The following is an 18,085-nucleotide window of genomic DNA, read 5'->3' as shown; positions in this document are numbered from 1 at the left end:
ATGTCACCATTTGTCCGCGTTACCGCCACGCTCCGTGTCCGCTGTGGGTGTGACATGGAGGGATCGAGGTGGATATCTGCGGAAGATCGGAATTCACGGGATCCGAACTCAACTCACTGTGCCGCGTCGGACGGTGCGCGCTCGCACCCCGTCGGGCACCGATCGGGGCAACCGGACGGACGTACGGCGGATCTCAGCCAACGCTCAGGCTGTGGGCCGTACCGTGTGCCGCATGACATCGCCGTCGCCGGCCGCGTGGTTCCGGCGTGCCCTGCCCACCCGCCGCCGGGCGATCGCCGCCGCGGTGGTCGTCGTGCTGTTGGCCGCCGCCGTGACCTGGGCGGTGTGGCCGCAGGGACCGGGCGTACGCACCGAGAGCGCGATGCTCACCGTCCGCTCCGGACCGTCCGGTGACGAACCGGTGAACCTGGACACCACCTTCTATCTGCCGGACGACGCCTCGTCCGGTCGGAAGGTGCCGGCGGTGCTGCTGGCGCACGGGTTCGGCGGCACGAAGGAGTCGGTGCGCTCCGACGCGGAGGAGTTCGCCGGGCGCGGCTACGCGGTGCTCACCTGGACCGCGCGGGGTTTCGGCCGCAGCGGCGGTGAGATCCACCTGGACAACCCGGACTACGAGGTGCGCGACGCCGAGCGACTGCTGGACTGGCTGGCCGCCCGGCCGGAGGTGCGCACCGACGCGGCCGGCGACCCGAAGGTCGGTGTGGTCGGCGGCTCGTACGGCGGTGGGTTGGCGTTGTTGCTGGCCGCCCAGGACCGACGGGTCGACGCGATCGTGCCCATGATCACTTGGAACGACCTGTCCCGTGCGTTCCTGCCGGAGAGCACCGGCGGAGCGCCGACCGAGGGCGTGTTCAAGAAGGGCTGGGCCGGCCTCTTCTTCGGCGGGGGCGGCAACGTGGGCTCCGGCCCGGCGGGGCTCTCCGGAGCGGTCGCCGCCCAGCCACAGGGCGCACCGGCGTCGGCCGGCCCGCCCAGCCCCGGGCCGGGGGCCGGCCCTGGCACCGGTCCCGGTGGCGCCCCGGCGGGTGCCGCCGACCCGTCCTGCGGTCGGTTCGCCGCCGACGTCTGCGCCGCGTACCTCCGGATCGCCACCACCGGTCGCGCCGACCAGGCCGCCGTGGACCTGCTGCGCCGCTCCAGCCCGGCCGGTGTGCTGGACCGGATCAAGGCCCCCACCCTGCTGGTGCAGGGCGAGGCGGACACCCTCTTCCCGCTCGGTGAGGCGGACGCGAACGCGCGGGGCATCGCCGCCGCCGGCACCCCGGTACGGGTCGCCTGGTTCACCGGCGGGCACGACGGCGGCAGCGGGCCCCGGTCGGACTCCGACCGGGTGAAGTTCCTGACCGTCCAGTGGCTCGACCACTACGTCAAGGGCGAGGGGGACGCGCCCGGCGACGACTTCACCTGGTCGCGGATCGCCGGCTTCGACGCGCTCGACAGGGGTCTCGTCGCCACCGGTTTCCGCCGCGCCGACTACCCGGGCCTCGCCGGCAACGCCCGCCGGGAGGTGACGGTCGCCGGCCCGGCGCAGCCGATCGCGAACCCGCCGAACGGCAACCCGGCCGCCATCTCCTCGATTCCGTTCGCGGGCGGGCTCGCCTCGCTGCTGGACGGCGTGGCCGGTGACGTGCCCGGCCAGCACGCCCAGTTCGAGTCCACACCGCTGACCGAGGCCGTGGACGTCGCCGGTGCGCCCACAGTCACAGTGCGGGCCGCGTCGCCGACCGGCGAGGCGGTGCTGTTCGTCAAGCTCTACGACGTCGACAAGGACGGGGCGGCCACCCTGCCGAACGGCCTGGTCGCCCCGATCCGGCTCACCGGCCTGCCGCAGCAGGTGCAGGACGCCCGCCCGGTCACCGTGACGCTGCCCGGGATCGTCCGCCGGGTGGAGGCCGGGCACCGGCTGCGCCTGGTGGTGGCCACCTCCGACCAGGCGTACACCACGCCGGCCGCGCCGACCGTCTACACGGTTGCCGCTGACGGTGCGGTCAGCCTGCCCACGGTCAGCGGTGAGCCGATCCCCACCGCGGCGACGATCTGGCGCTGGGTGCTCGCGGGTCTGCTCGCCGCCATCGTGATCGGGCTCGTCGTGGTCGTCGCCCTGGTCCGCCGCCGGCACCGCCGCCAGGACCGCTCGGTGCACCCGGAGTACGCGGACACCCCGCTGGCCGTGCGCGCGCTGCGCAAGGAGTACGCCGACGGCTTCGTCGCCGTGTCGAACGTGGACTTCGAGGTGCACCCGGGTCAGGTCGTGGGTCTCCTCGGGCCGAACGGTGCCGGTAAGACCACCACCCTGCGGGTGCTGATGGGGCTGACCCAGCCGACCGCCGGGGAGATCTACGTCTTCGGTCGTCGGCTGGTGCCCGGCTCGCCGGTGCTGTCCCGGATCGGGGCGCTGGTGGAGGGGCCGGGCTTCCTGCCGCACCTGTCGGGCCTGGACAACCTGAAGGCGTACTGGCGGGCCACCGGGCGGCCGTGGGAGGACGCGCAGTTCGACGCGGCGCTGGAGATCGCCGGGCTGGGTGACTCGGTGCACCGGAGGATCAAGAACTACAGCCACGGTATGCGCCAGCGGCTCGCCATCGCCCAGGCCATGCTCGGTCTCCCCGAACTGCTGGTGTTGGACGAGCCAACCGACGGGCTCGACCCGCCGCAGATCGCCGAGATGCGCCGGGTGCTCCAGCGGTACGCCACTGACGGCCGGGCGGTGCTGGTCTCCAGTCACCTGCTGGCCGAGGTGGAGCAGACCTGCACGCACGCGGTGGTGGTGAACAAGGGTCGGATCGTGGCGTCCGGGCCGGTGGAGGAGATCGTGGGCGAGTCGCCGAGCGTGCTCTTCGACGTCACCGACCCGGTGGCGGCGCGGGCGGTGCTGGACCGGCTGCACGGGGTCACCGTGTTGCCGGAGAGCGACGGCCAACTGGTTGTCGACACCAACGGCACGGCCCGCAGCGAGGTGGTGGCGGAGTTGGTGCGCGCCGGCATCGGGGTGGACCGGGTGGTGCCCCGGCGGCGCCTGGAGGACGCGTTCCTCGCCCTGGTGGGCGAGAACTCTCGGGGAAGCGGTGACCGGTGATGGTTATTACTGACGCGGGTGAGGCCCGTGGCTACCGGCCGTCGGCCACCATGCCGTTCATGGCGGAGTTCCGTCGACAGGCGTCCCGGCGGCGGACCCAGTTGGCGCTCGGGTTCATGGTGCTGCTGCCGCTGATCATCCTGATCGCGTTCCAGTTCAACTCCGGTGGCGACGACGACAACGGCAACAACGAGTTCGCCAGCCTGGTCGACCTGGCCACCTCGGGCGGGCTCAACTTCACCCTGTTCTCGATCTTCGTGTCGGCGTCGTTCCTGCTGGTGGTGGTCGTCGCGCTGTTCTGCGGCGACACGGTGGCCAGTGAGGCGAGCTGGGGCAGCCTGCGGTATCTGCTGGCGATCCCGGTGCCCCGGGCGCGGTTGCTGACGGTGAAGCTGGTGGTCGCGCTCGCGTACTCGGGACTGGCCCTGCTGCTGTTGGCAGGCACCGCGTTGCTGGCCGGCACCCTGCGCTACGGCTGGTCGCCGCTACGCAGCACAGTCGCCGCCGAGCTGGAACCCACCGAGGGGTTGCTCCGCTTGTTGGCCGTGCTGGGCTACCTGGCGGTCGTACTGCTGGTGGTGGCCGGTCTGGCGTTCCTGCTGTCGGTGATCACGGACGCCGCGCTGGGCGCGGTGGGTGGTGCGGTTCTGCTCTGGATCCTGTCCAGCATCCTGGACCAGATCACCGCCCTGGGTGCGCTGCGTGACTTCCTGCCGACCCACTTCAGCACCGCCTGGCTGGGTCTGCTGTCGACTCCGGTGCAGACCGACGATGTGGTGCGCGGCTGCATATCGGCGGTCAGCTACGCGACGCTGTTCTGGGGGCTGGCGTTCTGGCGCTTCACCCGCAAGGACATCACGTCGTAGCCTTCTTCCAGGCGCTGACGCCGATCCGGCCGGTGTTGCCGAGGTCGATCGGCCCGTCCGGGTCGACCTCCTGCTCCGGCTGCCCGGCGGCGGGCGCCACCGTCAGGAACTCGCCGTTGGTGGCCACCACCGTCGAGTCGGTGACCAGGTTGCGCCAGAGCACCACGGCGGTGGCCCGCTCCCCGGCGAGGAGGGTGACCGGCCGGGCCGGCTGGTCGAAGCCCGAGGTGATCTCCTTGGCGCCGTTGACCACCCGCAGCATGACCGGCTCGCGCTCCTCGTCGAACACGTGCAGCACCGGGTACCCGTTGAGCTGGTAGGGGCTCTCGCCGCAGTTGACCAGTTCCAGACCGAGGGCGCGCAGGCCCATCGCGGCGTCCCCGCCGGTCGACCGGATCCGGACGCCGCTGGCCGGGCACCCGGCCGGCGGCTCGGTGCTGGCGGTCGGGCCTGCTTCCGACCTCGACGCGGCGGGCGGCGGTCCGCTCGGGTCCCCACCCTGGCCTTCATGGTCACGAGTGCAGCCGCCGAGCACGAGAGTCGCCAAGACCGCTGCGCCGAACCGTGACCCGGCCGGGGTGCTGGGAGAGATCATCCACCGATCCTCGCGTATGGAGGCGTCTCGCTGGCGCCCGGCGCCGATCCGGCCCAGAAACGACCCGCCGAGGCCCGCCTTACGGTGCCAGGCAGGGTCCGTCGTGGTTGGCCGGGTGCCCGCAGCGGCCGGTCCCGTCGAGCCTGGTGTCGCACCAGACCCGGGTACGCACCAACTGCCGGTCCTCCTCGCTGAGCGTCGTCTCACCGAAGTCGATGGCGAGCACGTGGCCAAGAGAGTGGCGCAGCGCCATGGCCAGCGCCGCCGCATCGTCGACCCTCCGCAGAGTGGTCGGCAGGTGAATGATCCAGTGCGGTTCGGTCACCGGGGCCACCTGCTGTTCGGGGCGGTCGAGGTGTGCCGACAGTCGGTGTGCCGTGACTGCCACTGCCGCAGGGCCTGGCGGATGCGTTCACCCTCGGCGTGTGCGGTGGCGAGATCCCGGGTGAGCCGTTCCAGTTCGTCGGCGACAAGGGTGAGGTAGCCGTACACCTGTGTGGGGTCGAGGCCGCGCCACCGGCGGACGTCGAAGGTGGCAGCACGGACGTGCTGGGGGAGCAGGCGCCGCATGGTCTGGTAGATCACTACTGAACCGCCTTTCATCACCGTTGCCGTAGGGCGTGAGGCGTAGCGGCAACCCCTGCCGAGACTGGTAACAGGCTTCCTGGCAGATCAATTTGCACCGAGCCGGAGGGTCGTGCCGATCTTGCATTTTCGGCAGTCGATACAGGCGGGATGCCCCCTATGCCAGGACAGAAAGTGCAAGATCGCGGAGAGGTTGCCCCCGACCTTGTCGATCATGGAGTTTTGGTGCCTGATTTGCTCATCTTGAGGATTATTTGTCACCCACCACAACTCCATGATCGACAAGGCAGTGCGGGTTGACGAACGGCCGCTCGGCCTGACGCAACGGTGTTGACCTCTTTTCGGTCGATGCTGGTACCAGGCGGCACCGGGGCGGGCGGGGTCGGCCGGCACGACCGCGCGTGACGTACCGGCCGGAGCCCGGCACCCACCCCGGGCCTTTTCCTCCCACGGAGGTCCGCGGGCAGGTTTCAGGTGGTGGCGGGTTCCGCGCCGGACAACCCATCGGTGTACGACGTGAGCGCGGCGACCGCCGTTGACAAGCTCTCGGTCATCAGCCCGAGATGGTCGGCGGCCCGGTGCCACTGCCCGGCTGCCGTCTCGGTCGCCGGGTCGCTGGGCCGGTCGTGCTGTTCGGGGCCGATCAGCTGCTGCCCGGCGCTGGCGATCCGGGCCGGGAGCGCACCGATCCGGGCGCGTGCGCCAGCCAACTGCTCCCGCACGGTGTCCAGCACCTCGACCAGAGCGCCGATGGTGGCCCGATCCTGGTGGCCGGCGTCGGCCCGGAGCAGGTGAACGCCGTCGCTGAGCTGCCGCTCGGCGTCGCCGGCCAGGTCGAGTGCGTCCTCGCCGCTGCGGCGCGCCAGCCGGATCGCCGGATGAGCGCAACCCGCGCCGGTCCGTTCCAGCAGCACAGCAGCGGCGGCGACGGCGAGGTACGTCTCGCGCAGCTCGGCCGTCACCTGCTCCACGGACCAGATCGCGCTCGCGGCCGGCACTTCCGTCTCGGTCTCCGACACGGTCACGGATGGACTCCTCTCAAGGGCTAACGGGGGTGCCGGGGCAGCACAGGGGGGGTGCCGCCCCGGCGGGGGAACCACCCAGTGCCTAGCTGGAAGCTCCATCCGCAGCTTTACCGATAATGCCAGTAAAGTCAACGATGCGCTTGAGGTATCTCGCGTGGTTGTGGTCAGATGGGCGTGCCTAGCTGGGAGTACCTCGCATGCCCTCACCACGAAAGTTCGAGCCGCACTACCGACGGATCATCGCTGACATCAGGAAGCGCATTGCCGACGGCGAGTGGCCGCCAGGTCACAAGCTGCCCTCGACCAAGGAGTTGGCGGATATCTACGAAGTGCGTAGCCAGTCGACGGTCCGGCAGGCCATCACGATCCTGATCGAGACTGGCGAGTTGTACGGCCATCAGGGGCTCGGTGTCTTCGTGGCTGATTAGGGTGATTGATTCGGGACTGCGATATGCGTCGATCTCCGATACCGTATCCCCGATGTGCTTCGAGCGGGGACGGGTGGCCAGATGAGCATCGCAGATCTGAAGGCGACCCTTGGTGCTGCCATCGAGTCGGCCCGCCAAGGTCGCCGAACCCTCGATCGAGCGATTACTCAAGCTGAATCAGCCACCGGTGAAGCGGCCCGAGTCCTTCGGGGCAGCCAGCATGCTGAGGTAACCCGCACTCACAGCGCGCTCAGTTCCGCCCAAGCTGAGGTCGGACCGACTCGCCGACGCTTCGATGCCGTTGTCGAGAAGGTAGGCGACTACCGCTCTCAACTCGGGTGACCAGCGTTGGCGAGGTAGTCGCGCACCTTGTGGCGATACGAGCGAACCTCGACAGCGCTGCTGTGACTGCATCTCGTGCACAGGCAGACGCCGAACAGGCGCTCGCGCATCTAGCCGAGGTTCGTCGAGGCGGCACCAACCAACGGCTGGCGGACGCCGCCGCAGATGCCGAAGTCGCCAGGGACAAAGCGGGTCGGTACGCGCGGTTGCTGGCGGATGCCGCCCGGCACATCAGCGCCTACGTGAACGTCATCGCCCCCGGGGTCGCACCCATCGAACCGTCTGTCGACGCTTCCGCGCCCTCGGGCGAGCGCCTGGTCACCGAGGCGGAAGCCCGCGGTAGCAAAGCCGACATCCTGTGGCGGCGGCAGGTCCAGAAAGCGGACGACACCGAAGACGCCTTGAAAAGCAGTGAAAGTGGCGCGAACCAGTTCTACAAGTTCCTCAGACAGGACAATCGCGGCGGATCAAGCACTAGCACGGCCTCGCACGGACCAGCTCAGGAGTCTGCTCAGATCGACAACCCTGTGACGGCGTTGGTGATGGCGGCGGGTGCCCTGGCGGTGATCGCCAAGGCGATGTGGAACTATGGCCAAACTCGACGAGCGAGGAGACGGGACAGCGATGATCAAGCCTGACCTGATCGATTACGTCCGGACGATGATCCGGAGTGACTACGCTGCCAACGAGTCCGTCGGTGCCCGGCTCGATGCCGACGGCTGGGACGGCTTCCCCAGGTTCCTTGCCGCTTTGTTCTTCGTTGCGGTCGACCGACGATTTGGCGAGACCGCAGACCCAGCCGGAGTGATCCGGTTTGTCGCAGATCTGCGTGCCCAGTACGAGGGTGGCCCTGAGATTCGAGCTGAGGACGCCGAGTCGTTGATCCTCTCGACCATCGACCCCTCGCGTGACTATGCGATCAGTCAGGAAATGATCGGACGGATCCAAGCGGCAACGGTCCAGAAGGTCTTCACTGACGAGGCTCTTGCTGACGCCGAGTTGGAGGCGCTGCTCGCGGAGGCAGCCCAACTCGCGTCGCGGGACTGAGGAAGGCCAGCGACAAAAACAACCCACAGTGGCTTCGTCGGAGAGCTGACGACCAGCTACGCCCGCAGTGCAGGCTGCGGTGGGGCACCACCTTGTCGAGCTAGGGTGCTCAGGTTGTCAGCAGTCGAGACTTCTGGTGAATCGCAACCTCCTCTTCTTCTAGGCTCGCGGGTCCGTTGATCAGCCAAGTACATTCATGTAGTTGCGCGCGGCCTGTGAGCTGCCTTGGAGCAGGACCATCGCTTCGACGAGACGTTGCTTGCTCTGCTCGCCACGCGAAATGGCCTCGGCGATCGTCGGGTGGCCGGTGCCAGCGGCAACCGCTCGTAGCCGGGCCAGCGTCTGCTCAGTCGCCTCGATGGCCGCGCGGATCTGCTGCTGGGTGCTGTTGCCCTGCTCGGCGGCCTGAGCGAGTGCGGCCTTGACTTCCTCAATGCTCGCCATGTGGCCCCTCCGGCTGACAGGCGAGAGGCTCTCGCTCCGTGTGTTTGGCCGGACACTATCGGACACCGTCGCCTCGTCGCTGCCCCGCAAAATTGCCGCAGTCCGCGAGACGACACCACATCAGAGTTGCCGCCCCGCGTTCGCCTGATGGGCCGATGCGTAAGCGCCGACCTGGAACGCCTCCGCGCGAGAACGCGCTTCTACGGCAATCTTGCACTTTCCGCTGTCGGTATGAAGCGATGCGTCCCTTGTGTCGGGACAGAAAACGCAAGATCGCGGAGAGAGGGCGGGCCGGCTGAGGAAACGTCCTACCATTTTCAGGAGGGATTTTCCCACCAGCAAGGAAGTTATGACTTTCGATGCCCGCGTGCCTCAGGATCATTGAGACCCATTCAATATCCTCGATGGAGGTGCTATGAACGTCTCTCGGCTCGGCGGGCCGACCCTGTCCCTGTTCCGCATCGTGATCGGTCTGCTGTTCACGTTGCACGGCCTGTCCTCGGTGTTCGGGTTGTTCGGCGGCAACCCGATGACTGGCAAGGCGGTACCGTTCGGCACCTGGCCGGGCTGGTGGGCCGCCCTGATCCAGTTGGTCTGCGGCGTACTGGTGCTGGTCGGGCTCTTCGCCCGACCCGCCGCGCTGCTCGCCTCCGGCTCGATGGCGTACGCCTACTTCGTGGTGCACCAACCGGATGCCCTGCTGCCGCTGCACAACGGAGGCGAGCTGGCGGCGCTCTTCTGCTGGGCGTTCCTGCTGGTCGCGGCGCTCGGCCCGGGTGCCTGGGCCCTCGACACGCTGCTCGCCCGGCGTCGTACCGACAGCCCTTCGGTCTCGGCTTCGGCGGCCGAGCCCGGCAGGGTGTCCGTCTGATCAGACCCGAACCGCGCGCCGCCGAAGCCTCGACGAGGCGGCTTCGGCGGCGCGCCCGGTCAAGGGGTCGGCCGATGTGTGCCCCGGCCCGGTGCCGCCCCGACACTCCCGGTCGCGGCGCCACCTCTGCGCTGATGTCGTGGACGACTCAGCTCCACAGCGAGCGTCGGGGACATGTCCCGACCGCCGAGGTCACGTGCCGCCGCCAACCCGCTGGTGCGGCCACGCGGACCGCAGCCGCCGAGCAAAGGCGGGGCGGGGTCAGGCCGGCGGGCGCTGGGTGAGGACCGCGTCCAGCAGGCCGGGGTAGAGCTTGTCCAGCTCGTCCCGGCGGAGCCGGACCAGTCGGCTGGTGCCGGCCGCCCGGGTCCGGGTCAGCCCCGCCTCGCGCAGCACCTTGAGGTGGTGGCTGCGGGTCGCCTTGGAGACGCCGAAGTCGAAACTGCCGCAGGCGGACTCGCCGCCCTCGGCGAGCGCCCGGACGATCTGTAGCCGCACGTCGTCGGCGAGTGCGGCCAACACGTTGGTGACCGGTACGGCGGTCAGGTCGGGTTCGTGCGGCTCCATGTGACCAGTGTAACCCTTGTTCGACAACCTTCGAACGAAGCCCTATGGTCAGTCTCGTTGGTTCGACGATACTCGAACATTGGAGTTGCCGATGCGATCCCGCGCCACCGCGTACCCACTGGTCGCCGTGCTCGGCTGGGGCGTGATGTTCCCGATCCTGGCCAGCGCGCTTCACCGGGTCGACCCGCTCAACCTGACCACCGCGCGCTACCTGCTGGCCGCCGTCGTCCTGGTCGCCATCCTGCTGCTCCGCGAGGGTGCCGGCGCGCTCCGCCACGGCGGCCGGGCGCTGGAGGTGGTGGTGCTCGGAGTGGTCGGCTTCGCGGGCTTCAACCTGCTCACCAACCTGGCGCTCGAACACGCCGCCCCGCAGCAGATCTCCCTCTTCGTGGCCACCACCCCGGTGATCACCCAGCTGGTCCGCTGGGCTCGCGACGGCGTACGCCCGAAGCCGGTCCTGTTGGCCCTCTCCCTGGTGGCGCTCCTCGGCGTCGGTCTGGTGATCACGCGCGGGAGCCTGGCCGGGCTCGGCCAGTTCGGTCTCGGTGGGCTCATGATGATCGGCGCGGTGCTGGGTTGGGGCATCTACACCCACGGCGCCAGCCGGTTCGGCGAGTGGTCGCCGCTGCGCTTCACCACACTGACCGCGCTCGCCGGCACGGCCGCCATGCTCGTCCTGAGCATCGGCGCCGACGCCTTCGGCTGGCAGCACGCGCCGGCCGCCGCCGACCTCGTGGCGGTCGCCCCGCAACTGGCGTACGCCGTGCTGGTGGGTGCCGTGATCGCGGTCCTGGCCTGGAACACCGGCGTACAGCGACTCGGTGCCGCCAACGCCGCGCTGTTCATGAACCTGGTCCCGGTGACCACCTTCGCGGTGCAGATCGCCCGCGGCTACCGCCCGGAGCCCGTCGAGCTGGTCGGGGCCGCCATCACGATCGCCGCCCTGATCGCCGCGAACCTCGCCGCCCGCCCCCGGGCCACGGCGCTGCCCCGGCCGAGCTCGGTGACGGACCCGATCGCGGTGACCGACCCCGTCGCGGTGAGTTTCCGCTGACCCAATAGCTGGGATCAGTGGTAGCAGGGGCCGACAGCGTTGTCCTAGACTCGACGCCACAACTGAATACCTCATCCAGAGGGGCTGAGGGATACGGCCCGACGACGCCCCGGCAACCACCCCGCGCGCTCACCGCTGAGCGACCCGCGGGGCAGGTGCCAATTCCGTCCCCGCCGCACCGTGCGATGCGGGGAAAGATGAGAGGACTCTCGACATGACGTCGACGCTCGTCGCCTCCGGCATCGACACCGCTGCCAGCCCCGCCCGCGCCCTGGTCTGCCGTGCCTGTTCGGCCCGCTACCCGCTCGCCGCCCAGCACGCCTGTTACGAGTGTTTCGGCCCGCTGGAAGTGGACTACGACACCGCCGCGCTGGCCACCGTCACCCGCGAGCAGATCGAGGCCGGCCCGAACAACATCTGGCGGTACGCCGCACTGCTCCCCGCCGGTCAGGACCCGGCCACCCGGGTCACCCTCGACCCGGGCCTGACCCCACTGGTGGCGGCCCCGCACCTCGCCGCCGAGCTGGGCATCACCGCGCCGCTCTGGGTCAAGGACGACAGCGCCAACCCCACCCACTCGTTCAAGGACCGGGTCGTCTCGGTGGCGCTCACCGCCGCCAAGGCCCTCGGCTTCAGCCGGTTCGCCTGCGCGTCGACCGGCAACCTGGCCAACTCGGTGGCCGCCCACGCGGCCCGCGCCGGGGTGCCCTCGGTGGTCTTCATCCCCAGCGACCTGGAACAGGGCAAGGTCATCACCACCGCCGTCTACGGCGGCGAGCTGGTCGCCATCGACGGCTCGTACGACGATGTCAACCGGCTCTGCGGTGAGCTGGTGGAGACCGACGAATTCGAGGACACCGCGTTCGTCAACGTGAACGTCCGGCCGTACTACGCGGAGGGCTCCAAGACCCTCGGCTACGAGGTGGCCGAGCAGCTCGGCTGGCGGATCCCGGCGCAGGTGGTCATCCCGATGGCCAGCGGCGAGCTGCTCACCAAGATTGACAAGGCGTTCTCCGAGCTGGTGGAGATCGGCCTGGTCGAAGCGCCGGCCGACGGCTGGAAGGTCTTCGGGGCGCAGTCCGCCGGCTGCAACCCGATCGCCGTCGCACTGCACGGCGAGACCGACACGATCGTTCCGGTCAAGCCCACCGGCATCGCCAAGTCACTCAACATCGGCGACCCGGCGGCCGGCCTCTACGCCCTGGAGGCGGTCCGCCGCACCGGCGGCTGGATGGAGTACGCCGACGACGACGAGATCCGCGCGGGCATCCGCGATCTGGCCCGTACCACCGGGGTCTTCGCGGAAACCGCTGGTGGGGTCACAGTGGCGGTGCTGCGCAAGCTGGTCGAGTCCGGTCGGCTCGACCCGACGGCCGAGACCGTCGTGTTCAACACCGGCGAGGGTCTGAAGACCATCGACGCGGTGGCCGGCCAGGTCGGGCCGACCCACCACATCAAGCCCTCGCTGCGGGCGGCCCGCGACGCCGGCCTCCTGGGCTGAACGGCCCGCCCGGCACCGGGGCCGAGTGGATCAGTCGGTAACTGGGTTTTCGCTGTGAGTGTGGAAAACCCGCCGCTACGGACTTGACGGCAGGAACCGGACGGCGCAAGATGCTCCGTGCGGGAGGGCATTTCGCCGAAGACTTTTGAAGTTCTTGCGACCCAACGCCGGAGGCGTTGTGCGAGTGTCCCTCCCGACCAACGTTCGATCGGGCCAGCGAGTAATTCGCTGGCCCGATCGCTTTTGTACGGTGCACGCTCACCGGCATGAGCATCACCATCGCGTCGTTCGACGGCGCCGACCGGACGTCGGTCGACGAGGCGTACCGGATCGGGTCGGCGGCCAACGACGCCGACCTGCCGGACTTCCCGCCCTCCTGCCGGCGCCGCTTCGACGCGTTGTTCCACACGCCGATGCCCGGCACCCGGTCGCTCTGGGCGCTGGCCCGTCTGGACGGCGTGCCGGCCGGCTACCTCCAACTGGACCTGCCGCAGCTCGACAACACCGACAACGCCACCGCCGAGCTGCTGGTGCATCCGCAGCTGCGGCGCCGGGGCGTTGGCCGTGCCCTGCACGAGTACGGGCTGCGCCTGCTCCGTGAGCACGGCCGCAAGCGGGTGGTGGCGATGACCGTCTCCGCGCTGCCCGGCGGGCCGGCCCGAAGCGTGGCCGGTGACGCGTTCGCCGCCGCGACCGGAGCCCAGCCCGCTCTCGCCGAGGTACGCCGACGGCTCGACGTCGGCGACATCGACCGGCTCGCTCTGCGGGCGGCGCTCGCCGAGGCGCAACCCCGAGCCAAGGGCTATCACTCGGTCTGCTGGCAGGGCTCCACCCCACAGGAGTACGTCGCCGACATCGCCTACCTGGACGGCCGGTTGTTGATGGACGCGCCCATGGGCGACGTGCAGTGGGAACCGGAGCAGGTGGACGCCGAGCGGATCCGCGGCAACGAACGGGCGCTGGACGCCCGGGGCCGGCGGTGCTACCACCTCGGGATGCGGCACGAGGCGTCCGGCCGACTGGTCGCCTGGACCCTGCTGGACGTGGGCGCTGCCGCCGACTGGCACGCGTTCCAGCAGATCACCATCGTCGACCCGGCCCACCGTGGGCACCGGCTCGGCCTCATCGCCAAGGCGGAGAACCTGCACCACCTGCTCACCCACGAGCCGGCGGTACAGGTGATCGACACCTTCAACGCTGCCAGCAACAGCTACATGGTGTCGATCAACGAGCAGCTCGGCTTCCGACCGGTGGACCAGTGGACCGACTGGCAGCTCACCCTCTGACGGGTATCGGCGCTACTGCTCGCGGACCTGACTCAGGCATGATGGCGGGCATGACGGAGACCCCGCATCCCCTGTACGACAGGCACGCCGACACCCTCAACCGTGCGCTGACCGCGATCACGGAGCGGGGCTACTGGTCCGCCTATCCCGAATCCCCCAGTCCCCGGGTGTACGGCGAGACTGCCGCCGCCGACGGGAAGGCCGCCTTCGAGGCGTACCTCGGCGGTGACTTTCCGCTCGACCAACCCGGCGCTGGCGTTCGGGTCGCCACCGAGACGAGCCCGTTCGGGGTGGAGTTGGCGGTGCGTTACCCACACGCCGGCCCCGGTGAGCTGATCGACGCCGCCTCCGCCGCGCTGCCGGCGTGGCGCGACGCCGGCCCGCAGGCCCGGGTGGGCGTCTGCCTGGAGATCCTCGACCGGCTGCACAAGCACATCTTCGAGCTGGCCAACGCTGTGCAGTTCACCAGCGGGCAGGCGTTCGTGATGGCCTTCCAGGCCGGTGGCGCGCACGCGCTGGACCGGGCGCTGGAGGCGCTGGCGTACGCGTACGCCGAGATGACCCGGCACCCGGGCACGGCGGGTTGGGAGAAGGCCGCCGGCAAGGGTGACCCGCTGCGGATGACCAAGACGTTCCACGTGGTGCCGCGTGGGGTGGCGCTGGTGATCGGCTGCAACACCTTCCCGACCTGGAACTCGTACCCCGGGCTGTTCGCCTCGCTGGTCACCGGCAACCCGGTGATCGTCAAGCCGCACCCGCGCGCGGTGCTGCCGCTGGCCATCACCGTGAAGTACGCCCGGGAGGTGCTCGCCGAGGCCGGGTTCGACCCGAACCTGATCATGCTGGCGGCCGAGGCGCCCGGTGAGAAGCTCGCGAGTGACCTGGCTCTGCACCGGGCCATCCGGATCGTCGACTTCACCGGCTCCACCGAGTACGGCGACTGGCTGGAGACGCACGCCCGGCAGGCATCGGTCTACACCGAGAAGGCCGGCCTCAACACCGTCGTCGTCGACTCCACCGACGACTTCGCCGGCATGTGCCGCAACCTCGGGTTCACGCTGACCCTCTACAGCGGGCAGATGTGCACCACCTCACAGAACATCCTCATCCCGGCCGGCGGCATCGAGACCGACCAGGGGCACAAGAGCTTCGACGAGGTGGCCGGCGGGATCGCCGCCGCCGTCGGCAAGCTCACCGCCGACCCGGCCCGGGCTGTGGAGCTGACCGGCGCCATCGTCAACGACGGGGTGCTGGAGCGGCTGGCCGAGGTGACCAAGGTCGGCGAGCCGGTGCTGGAGTCGCGGGCCGTGGCCCACCCGTCGTACGCCGACGCGGTGGTGCGTACCCCGACGATCGTGCAGCTGACCGCGGACGACTCGGAAACGTACGGCCGGGAATGGTTCGGGCCGATCTCGTTCGCCATCGCCACCGACTCGACCACGCACAGCCTGGAGCTGCTGCGCCGGACGGTCGGCGAGAAGGGCGCGCTCACCGCCGGTGTCTACTCGACCGACGAGGCGGTGCTGGACGCCACCGAGGCGGTGGCGGTCGAGGTCGGGGTGCACCTGTCCTGCAACCTCACCGGCGGTGTCTTCGTGAACCAGTCGGCGGCGTTCTCCGACTTCCACGGCAGTGGAGCCAACGCGGCGGCCAACTCGGCGCTGACCGACGGGGCGTACGTCGCCAACCGGTTCCGGATCGTTCAGTCGCGGCGTCACGTGTAGTGGTTGCGGTGGGGGTTTCCGGGGCAGCCCGACCCGCTCCGGGCGGTCAGGCTTGATCCCTGCGCGGGTCGGGCTGCCCCGGAAACCCGCCGTGGGCACGGCGGTGGCGTCGCTGCCGGCTTTTTTAGGGCATCCCAGTGGTTCTGCCTTGGGATGGTTCTCTGTTCTAGGCGGGTCTGCGCATCTGTAGCTCGGTCAGGGCTGGGATGTTCGGGTGGGGGACCCGTACCCCGGTGTCCTTGAAGCCCAGGCGCTGGTAGGCGTGGTAGGCGCGGTCGTTGCCGACCACCACCTCCAGCAGCAGTTCCGGCCGGCCACAGGCCCGCGACCAGGCGGCCACCCCGTCGATCAGCTCGCCGAGTAGGCCACTGCCGCGCCAGGTCGGCGTGACGTACACGGCGTAGATCACGGTCAGTCCCGGTTCGTTCGGGTGGGTCGTACCACCGGCGTGCCCGACCAGCCGGCCGCCAGGGTCGGCGACGAACTGCGCGTTACCGGCACCGGCCGAGGTGTACGCGACCCGGGCGGCGAACTCGTTGTGCGGTCGGGCCGCCGCGTCCGCCAGGGTCTCCAGGAAGGCCAACGGCGCGTCGGCCAGCATCTCCAGGCGCAGCGCCCGCATCCGGGCGGCGTCCTCCGGCCGGACCCGGCGGATCTCCGCGAGCCGCACTGCCGGCGGGCCCATGTCGGTGGTCATGTCCGCATGCCTACCACAGGGCAGGGATGGCGTTTCGCGAGCTGGGCCCGATCGCCGTCATCTCGGGGTCGCCCGGCGACCGTCCCTGCATCTCGCAATGACGCGGGCGAATCCGGTGGCTCGGGAACCCGGCCGATCAGCGCGGCCGGTGCGCCTCGGAGTGTGTCTGTTTTGTGGCCGTGCGCGGCCGTCAGTCCTCGTGTAGCGTGCGATTTCGATCACCTTTCTCAATGGCGGTCATCGATCGCTGAGTCGGTGGTCCGGGGCGCCCGGCCGTGCCGTGCGCCGAGTCAGGCAACGCCGGGCAGAGTGAGGGAAGTGCACAGTGGCACAGGGCTCCGTGAAGTGGTTCAACGCCGAAAAGGGCTACGGCTTCATCGCCGTCGACGGCGGGCAGGACGTTTTTGTCCACTTCTCCGCGATCGAAATGGACGGCTACAAGGCGCTGGACGACGGTCAGCGGGTCGAGTTCGAGATCACCCAGGGCCAGAAGGGCCCACAGGCAGAGCACGTACGCGTCATCGACTGAGCTTTCCTGGCCGATCGGCCCCGTGAGTCGGGGCTGCGGCAGGGGCGCGCACCCGGGAAGATCGTGAACCGTTCCAGCCGATGCTGAGGAGCGTTCATGACCGACCAGCCACCCCCGCCCACTCCGTCCTCCGGGCCGGGGGAGCCGGACCCGTCCTCGCCCGCCGGCAGCCCCGGTCACGCCGGTCCGCCGCCCGGCTGGGGGCCGGGCACGCCCCCGGCCGGCCCCGCCGGTCCGCAGCCCGGCTGGGATCCCGCGCAGGGTGCCTGGGGTGCGGCCCCGCCACCGCAGGGCTGGGCGTTCCCGCCCACCGGGGGCTACCCGCCCGGGTCGGGTCCCTACGGCGGGCAGCCGTGGTACCCGGGGCCGCCGGTCGGCTGGTATCCGCCCGGTTACGGGTCCGACCCGAACGACGCCCTGGTCACGCCGCCCGGCGCGGGTATCGGCGGCTGGTTCAACCGGTGCGGGGGAGCGCTGCGCCGGGGCTGGCGGCAGTTGGTGCCGATCATGCTGCTCACCCAGGTGCTGCCCGCGGCGGTGCTCTCGGTGGTCTCCCTCGGGCTGGACCCGTCGGCGAAGTGGTCCGCCCAGGCCGGATCGACGTCGACCCCCGCGCTGCCGGACAATTTCGTCGCCGAACTGCTGAGCCTCCTGGTCCTGTTGCTCGGCGGCAGCCTGGTCGTCGGGTTGGTGCAGGCCGTCGGGTGGGCCGCCGGCACCTGGGTGATCACCCAGCAGGCGGCCGGTCAGCCGGCCAGCCTGGAGTCCGCGCTGCGCTACGGCCTGCGTCGGGCACTCGGGCTGTGGGCGTGGACCCTGCTGGTCAGTCTGCTCATCGGCGTCGGTGTCTGCTTCTGCGTACTGCCGGGCATTTACCTGGCCTTCGCGCTGAGCATGGCCGGCCCGGTCTATCTCTTCGAACGGCACAACCCGATCGGTCGATCGTTCCGGATGTTCCACGACCGGCTTGGCCTGCTGCTCGGACGGGTGGCCCTGGTGGCCGTGGCGGTGATCGTCGGCACGCTGATCCCCGGTGCCCTGGAAGGGATCGGCACCGGCGCGCTCGGAACGGACCCGTTCTCCTCGGCGGGTACCGCAGCCGGGGCGGTGGTCGTGATCGCTATCACCGCGGTGTTGGCCCTGCCGGCCCACCTCGCCCAGATGGTCGGTCTGCTGGTGACGTACGTCGAGCAGCGTGCCCATGAGGCGCCGGTGAACAGCGCTGGACTGGCCGCGGAACTCGGCTGAGCGGCGGCATCGTGCTTGCACTCGGCAGGGGAGAGTGCTAAACAAGTCATTGGCACTCGCGTACCGTGAGTGCCAACGGTCGGGACGGTGGGGCCAGGTTGTGCCGGTGTGGAGACACCGGGGCAGCACATGGCCGGTCGTCGCGGGCTATCCGGCCCGGCCGAAGGACGTCGTCGTCG

At 70.0% G+C, this 18,085-nt stretch carries 19 protein-coding genes and 1 riboswitch; of the genes, 12 read left to right on the top strand and 7 right to left on the bottom strand.

The features are described 5' to 3' along the window. Positions 1-232: 232 nt before the first annotated feature. Positions 233-3,097, top strand: coding sequence for an alpha/beta fold hydrolase (locus ABZU43_RS08505; RefSeq protein ID WP_355005861.1), 2,865 nt, complete (start codon positions 233-235; stop codon positions 3,095-3,097). Further along, positions 3,097-3,963 (top strand): ABC transporter permease subunit, encoded by an 867-nt coding sequence (locus tag ABZU43_RS08500; RefSeq protein ID WP_355005860.1) that lies wholly within the window; start codon positions 3,097-3,099, stop codon positions 3,961-3,963. Before ABZU43_RS08505 ends, ABZU43_RS08500 begins: the two co-directional genes overlap by 1 nt. Here the strand turns inward: ABZU43_RS08500 and ABZU43_RS08495 are convergent. The 4 genes from ABZU43_RS08495 to ABZU43_RS08480 form a co-directional block, all read right to left on the bottom strand. After that, a complete protein-coding gene (locus ABZU43_RS08495) occupies positions 3,953-4,558 on the bottom strand; it encodes a DUF4232 domain-containing protein (protein WP_355005859.1) in 606 nt (201 codons plus the stop codon). The genes ABZU43_RS08500 and ABZU43_RS08495 overlap by 11 nt on opposite strands. Positions 4,559-4,637: 79 nt before the next feature. After that, entirely contained in the window at positions 4,638-4,892 is a 255-nt protein-coding gene (locus ABZU43_RS08490; protein WP_355005858.1) for a hypothetical protein, read from the bottom strand. After that, positions 4,880-5,161 carry a DivIVA domain-containing protein gene (locus ABZU43_RS08485; RefSeq protein WP_355005857.1) on the bottom strand — a complete coding sequence of 94 codons (282 nt, stop codon included), beginning with the start codon at positions 5,159-5,161 and terminating at the stop codon, positions 4,880-4,882. Before ABZU43_RS08485 ends, ABZU43_RS08490 begins: the two co-directional genes overlap by 13 nt. A 452-nt stretch (positions 5,162-5,613) precedes the next feature. Then, complete coding sequence (locus tag ABZU43_RS08480) at positions 5,614-6,168, bottom strand: hypothetical protein (protein ID WP_355005856.1); 555 nt, start codon at positions 6,166-6,168, stop codon at positions 5,614-5,616. Positions 6,169-6,365: 197 nt separating this feature from the next. On the opposite strand from ABZU43_RS08480, the gene ABZU43_RS08475 reads away from it, so the two are divergent. From ABZU43_RS08475 to ABZU43_RS08465, 3 genes are all read left to right on the top strand, one after another. Then, positions 6,366-6,596, top strand: a complete 231-nt coding sequence (locus ABZU43_RS08475) for a winged helix-turn-helix domain-containing protein (protein WP_355005855.1) — start codon at positions 6,366-6,368, stop codon at positions 6,594-6,596. Between the two features lie 338 nt (positions 6,597-6,934). Further along, a complete protein-coding gene (locus ABZU43_RS08470) occupies positions 6,935-7,576 on the top strand; it encodes a hypothetical protein (protein WP_355005854.1) in 642 nt (213 codons plus the stop codon). After that, entirely contained in the window at positions 7,563-7,985 is a 423-nt protein-coding gene (locus ABZU43_RS08465; protein ID WP_355005853.1) for a hypothetical protein, read from the top strand. Before ABZU43_RS08470 ends, ABZU43_RS08465 begins: the two co-directional genes overlap by 14 nt. Before the next feature lie 180 nt (positions 7,986-8,165). Here the strand turns inward: ABZU43_RS08465 and ABZU43_RS08460 are convergent, their stop codons facing one another. Continuing rightward, positions 8,166-8,429, bottom strand: a complete 264-nt coding sequence (locus ABZU43_RS08460) for a hypothetical protein (protein ID WP_355005852.1) — start codon at positions 8,427-8,429, stop codon at positions 8,166-8,168. Between the two features lie 415 nt (positions 8,430-8,844). Here ABZU43_RS08460 and ABZU43_RS08455 point away from each other — a divergent pair, with 415 nt between their 5' ends. Beyond that, the gene (locus tag ABZU43_RS08455) at positions 8,845-9,300 is read left to right on the top strand and encodes a DoxX family protein (RefSeq protein ID WP_355005851.1); all 456 of its coding nucleotides are present in this window, start codon (positions 8,845-8,847) and stop codon (positions 9,298-9,300) included. Between the two features lie 261 nt (positions 9,301-9,561). On the opposite strand, the gene ABZU43_RS08450 is transcribed toward ABZU43_RS08455, so the two are convergent. Next, positions 9,562-9,867, bottom strand: a complete 306-nt coding sequence (locus ABZU43_RS08450) for a metalloregulator ArsR/SmtB family transcription factor (RefSeq protein ID WP_355005850.1) — start codon at positions 9,865-9,867, stop codon at positions 9,562-9,564. Positions 9,868-9,958: 91 nt separating this feature from the next. On the opposite strand from ABZU43_RS08450, the gene ABZU43_RS08445 reads away from it, so the two are divergent. From ABZU43_RS08445 to paaN, 4 genes are all read left to right on the top strand, one after another. After that, the gene (locus ABZU43_RS08445; RefSeq protein WP_355005849.1) at positions 9,959-10,921 is read left to right on the top strand and encodes a DMT family transporter; all 963 of its coding nucleotides are present in this window, start codon (positions 9,959-9,961) and stop codon (positions 10,919-10,921) included. A 68-nt stretch (positions 10,922-10,989) separates the two neighbouring features. Next, positions 10,990-11,125, top strand: a riboswitch (SAM riboswitch). A 10-nt stretch (positions 11,126-11,135) separates the two neighbouring features. Beyond that, positions 11,136-12,422, top strand: coding sequence for a threonine synthase (thrC, locus tag ABZU43_RS08440; protein ID WP_355005848.1), 1,287 nt, complete (start codon positions 11,136-11,138; stop codon positions 12,420-12,422). Positions 12,423-12,688: 266 nt separating this feature from the next. Continuing rightward, the gene (locus ABZU43_RS08435) at positions 12,689-13,708 is read left to right on the top strand and encodes a GNAT family N-acetyltransferase (RefSeq protein WP_355005847.1); all 1,020 of its coding nucleotides are present in this window, start codon (positions 12,689-12,691) and stop codon (positions 13,706-13,708) included. A gap of 50 nt (positions 13,709-13,758) precedes the next feature. Continuing rightward, a complete protein-coding gene (paaN, locus tag ABZU43_RS08430; protein WP_355005846.1) occupies positions 13,759-15,432 on the top strand; it encodes a phenylacetic acid degradation protein PaaN in 1,674 nt (557 codons plus the stop codon). Between the two features lie 166 nt (positions 15,433-15,598). Here the strand turns inward: paaN and ABZU43_RS08425 are convergent, their stop codons facing one another. Further along, positions 15,599-16,129 carry a GNAT family N-acetyltransferase gene (locus ABZU43_RS08425; protein ID WP_355005845.1) on the bottom strand — a complete coding sequence of 177 codons (531 nt, stop codon included), beginning with the start codon at positions 16,127-16,129 and terminating at the stop codon, positions 15,599-15,601. Positions 16,130-16,454: 325 nt separating this feature from the next. Here ABZU43_RS08425 and ABZU43_RS08420 point away from each other — a divergent pair, with 325 nt between their 5' ends. Then, positions 16,455-16,658, top strand: a complete 204-nt coding sequence (locus ABZU43_RS08420; protein ID WP_355005844.1) for a cold-shock protein — start codon at positions 16,455-16,457, stop codon at positions 16,656-16,658. Positions 16,659-16,754: 96 nt separating this feature from the next. Continuing rightward, complete coding sequence (locus tag ABZU43_RS08415) at positions 16,755-17,906, top strand: hypothetical protein (RefSeq protein ID WP_355005843.1); 1,152 nt, start codon at positions 16,755-16,757, stop codon at positions 17,904-17,906. Positions 17,907-18,085 lie beyond the last annotated feature (179 nt).

The organism is Micromonospora sp. NPDC005205 (assembly GCF_040608275.1).
Taxonomy (GTDB): domain Bacteria; phylum Actinomycetota; class Actinomycetes; order Mycobacteriales; family Micromonosporaceae; genus Micromonospora.
The sequence above is the reverse complement of the archived record's forward strand: the minus strand, read 5'-3'. Positions and strand labels throughout refer to the sequence as shown.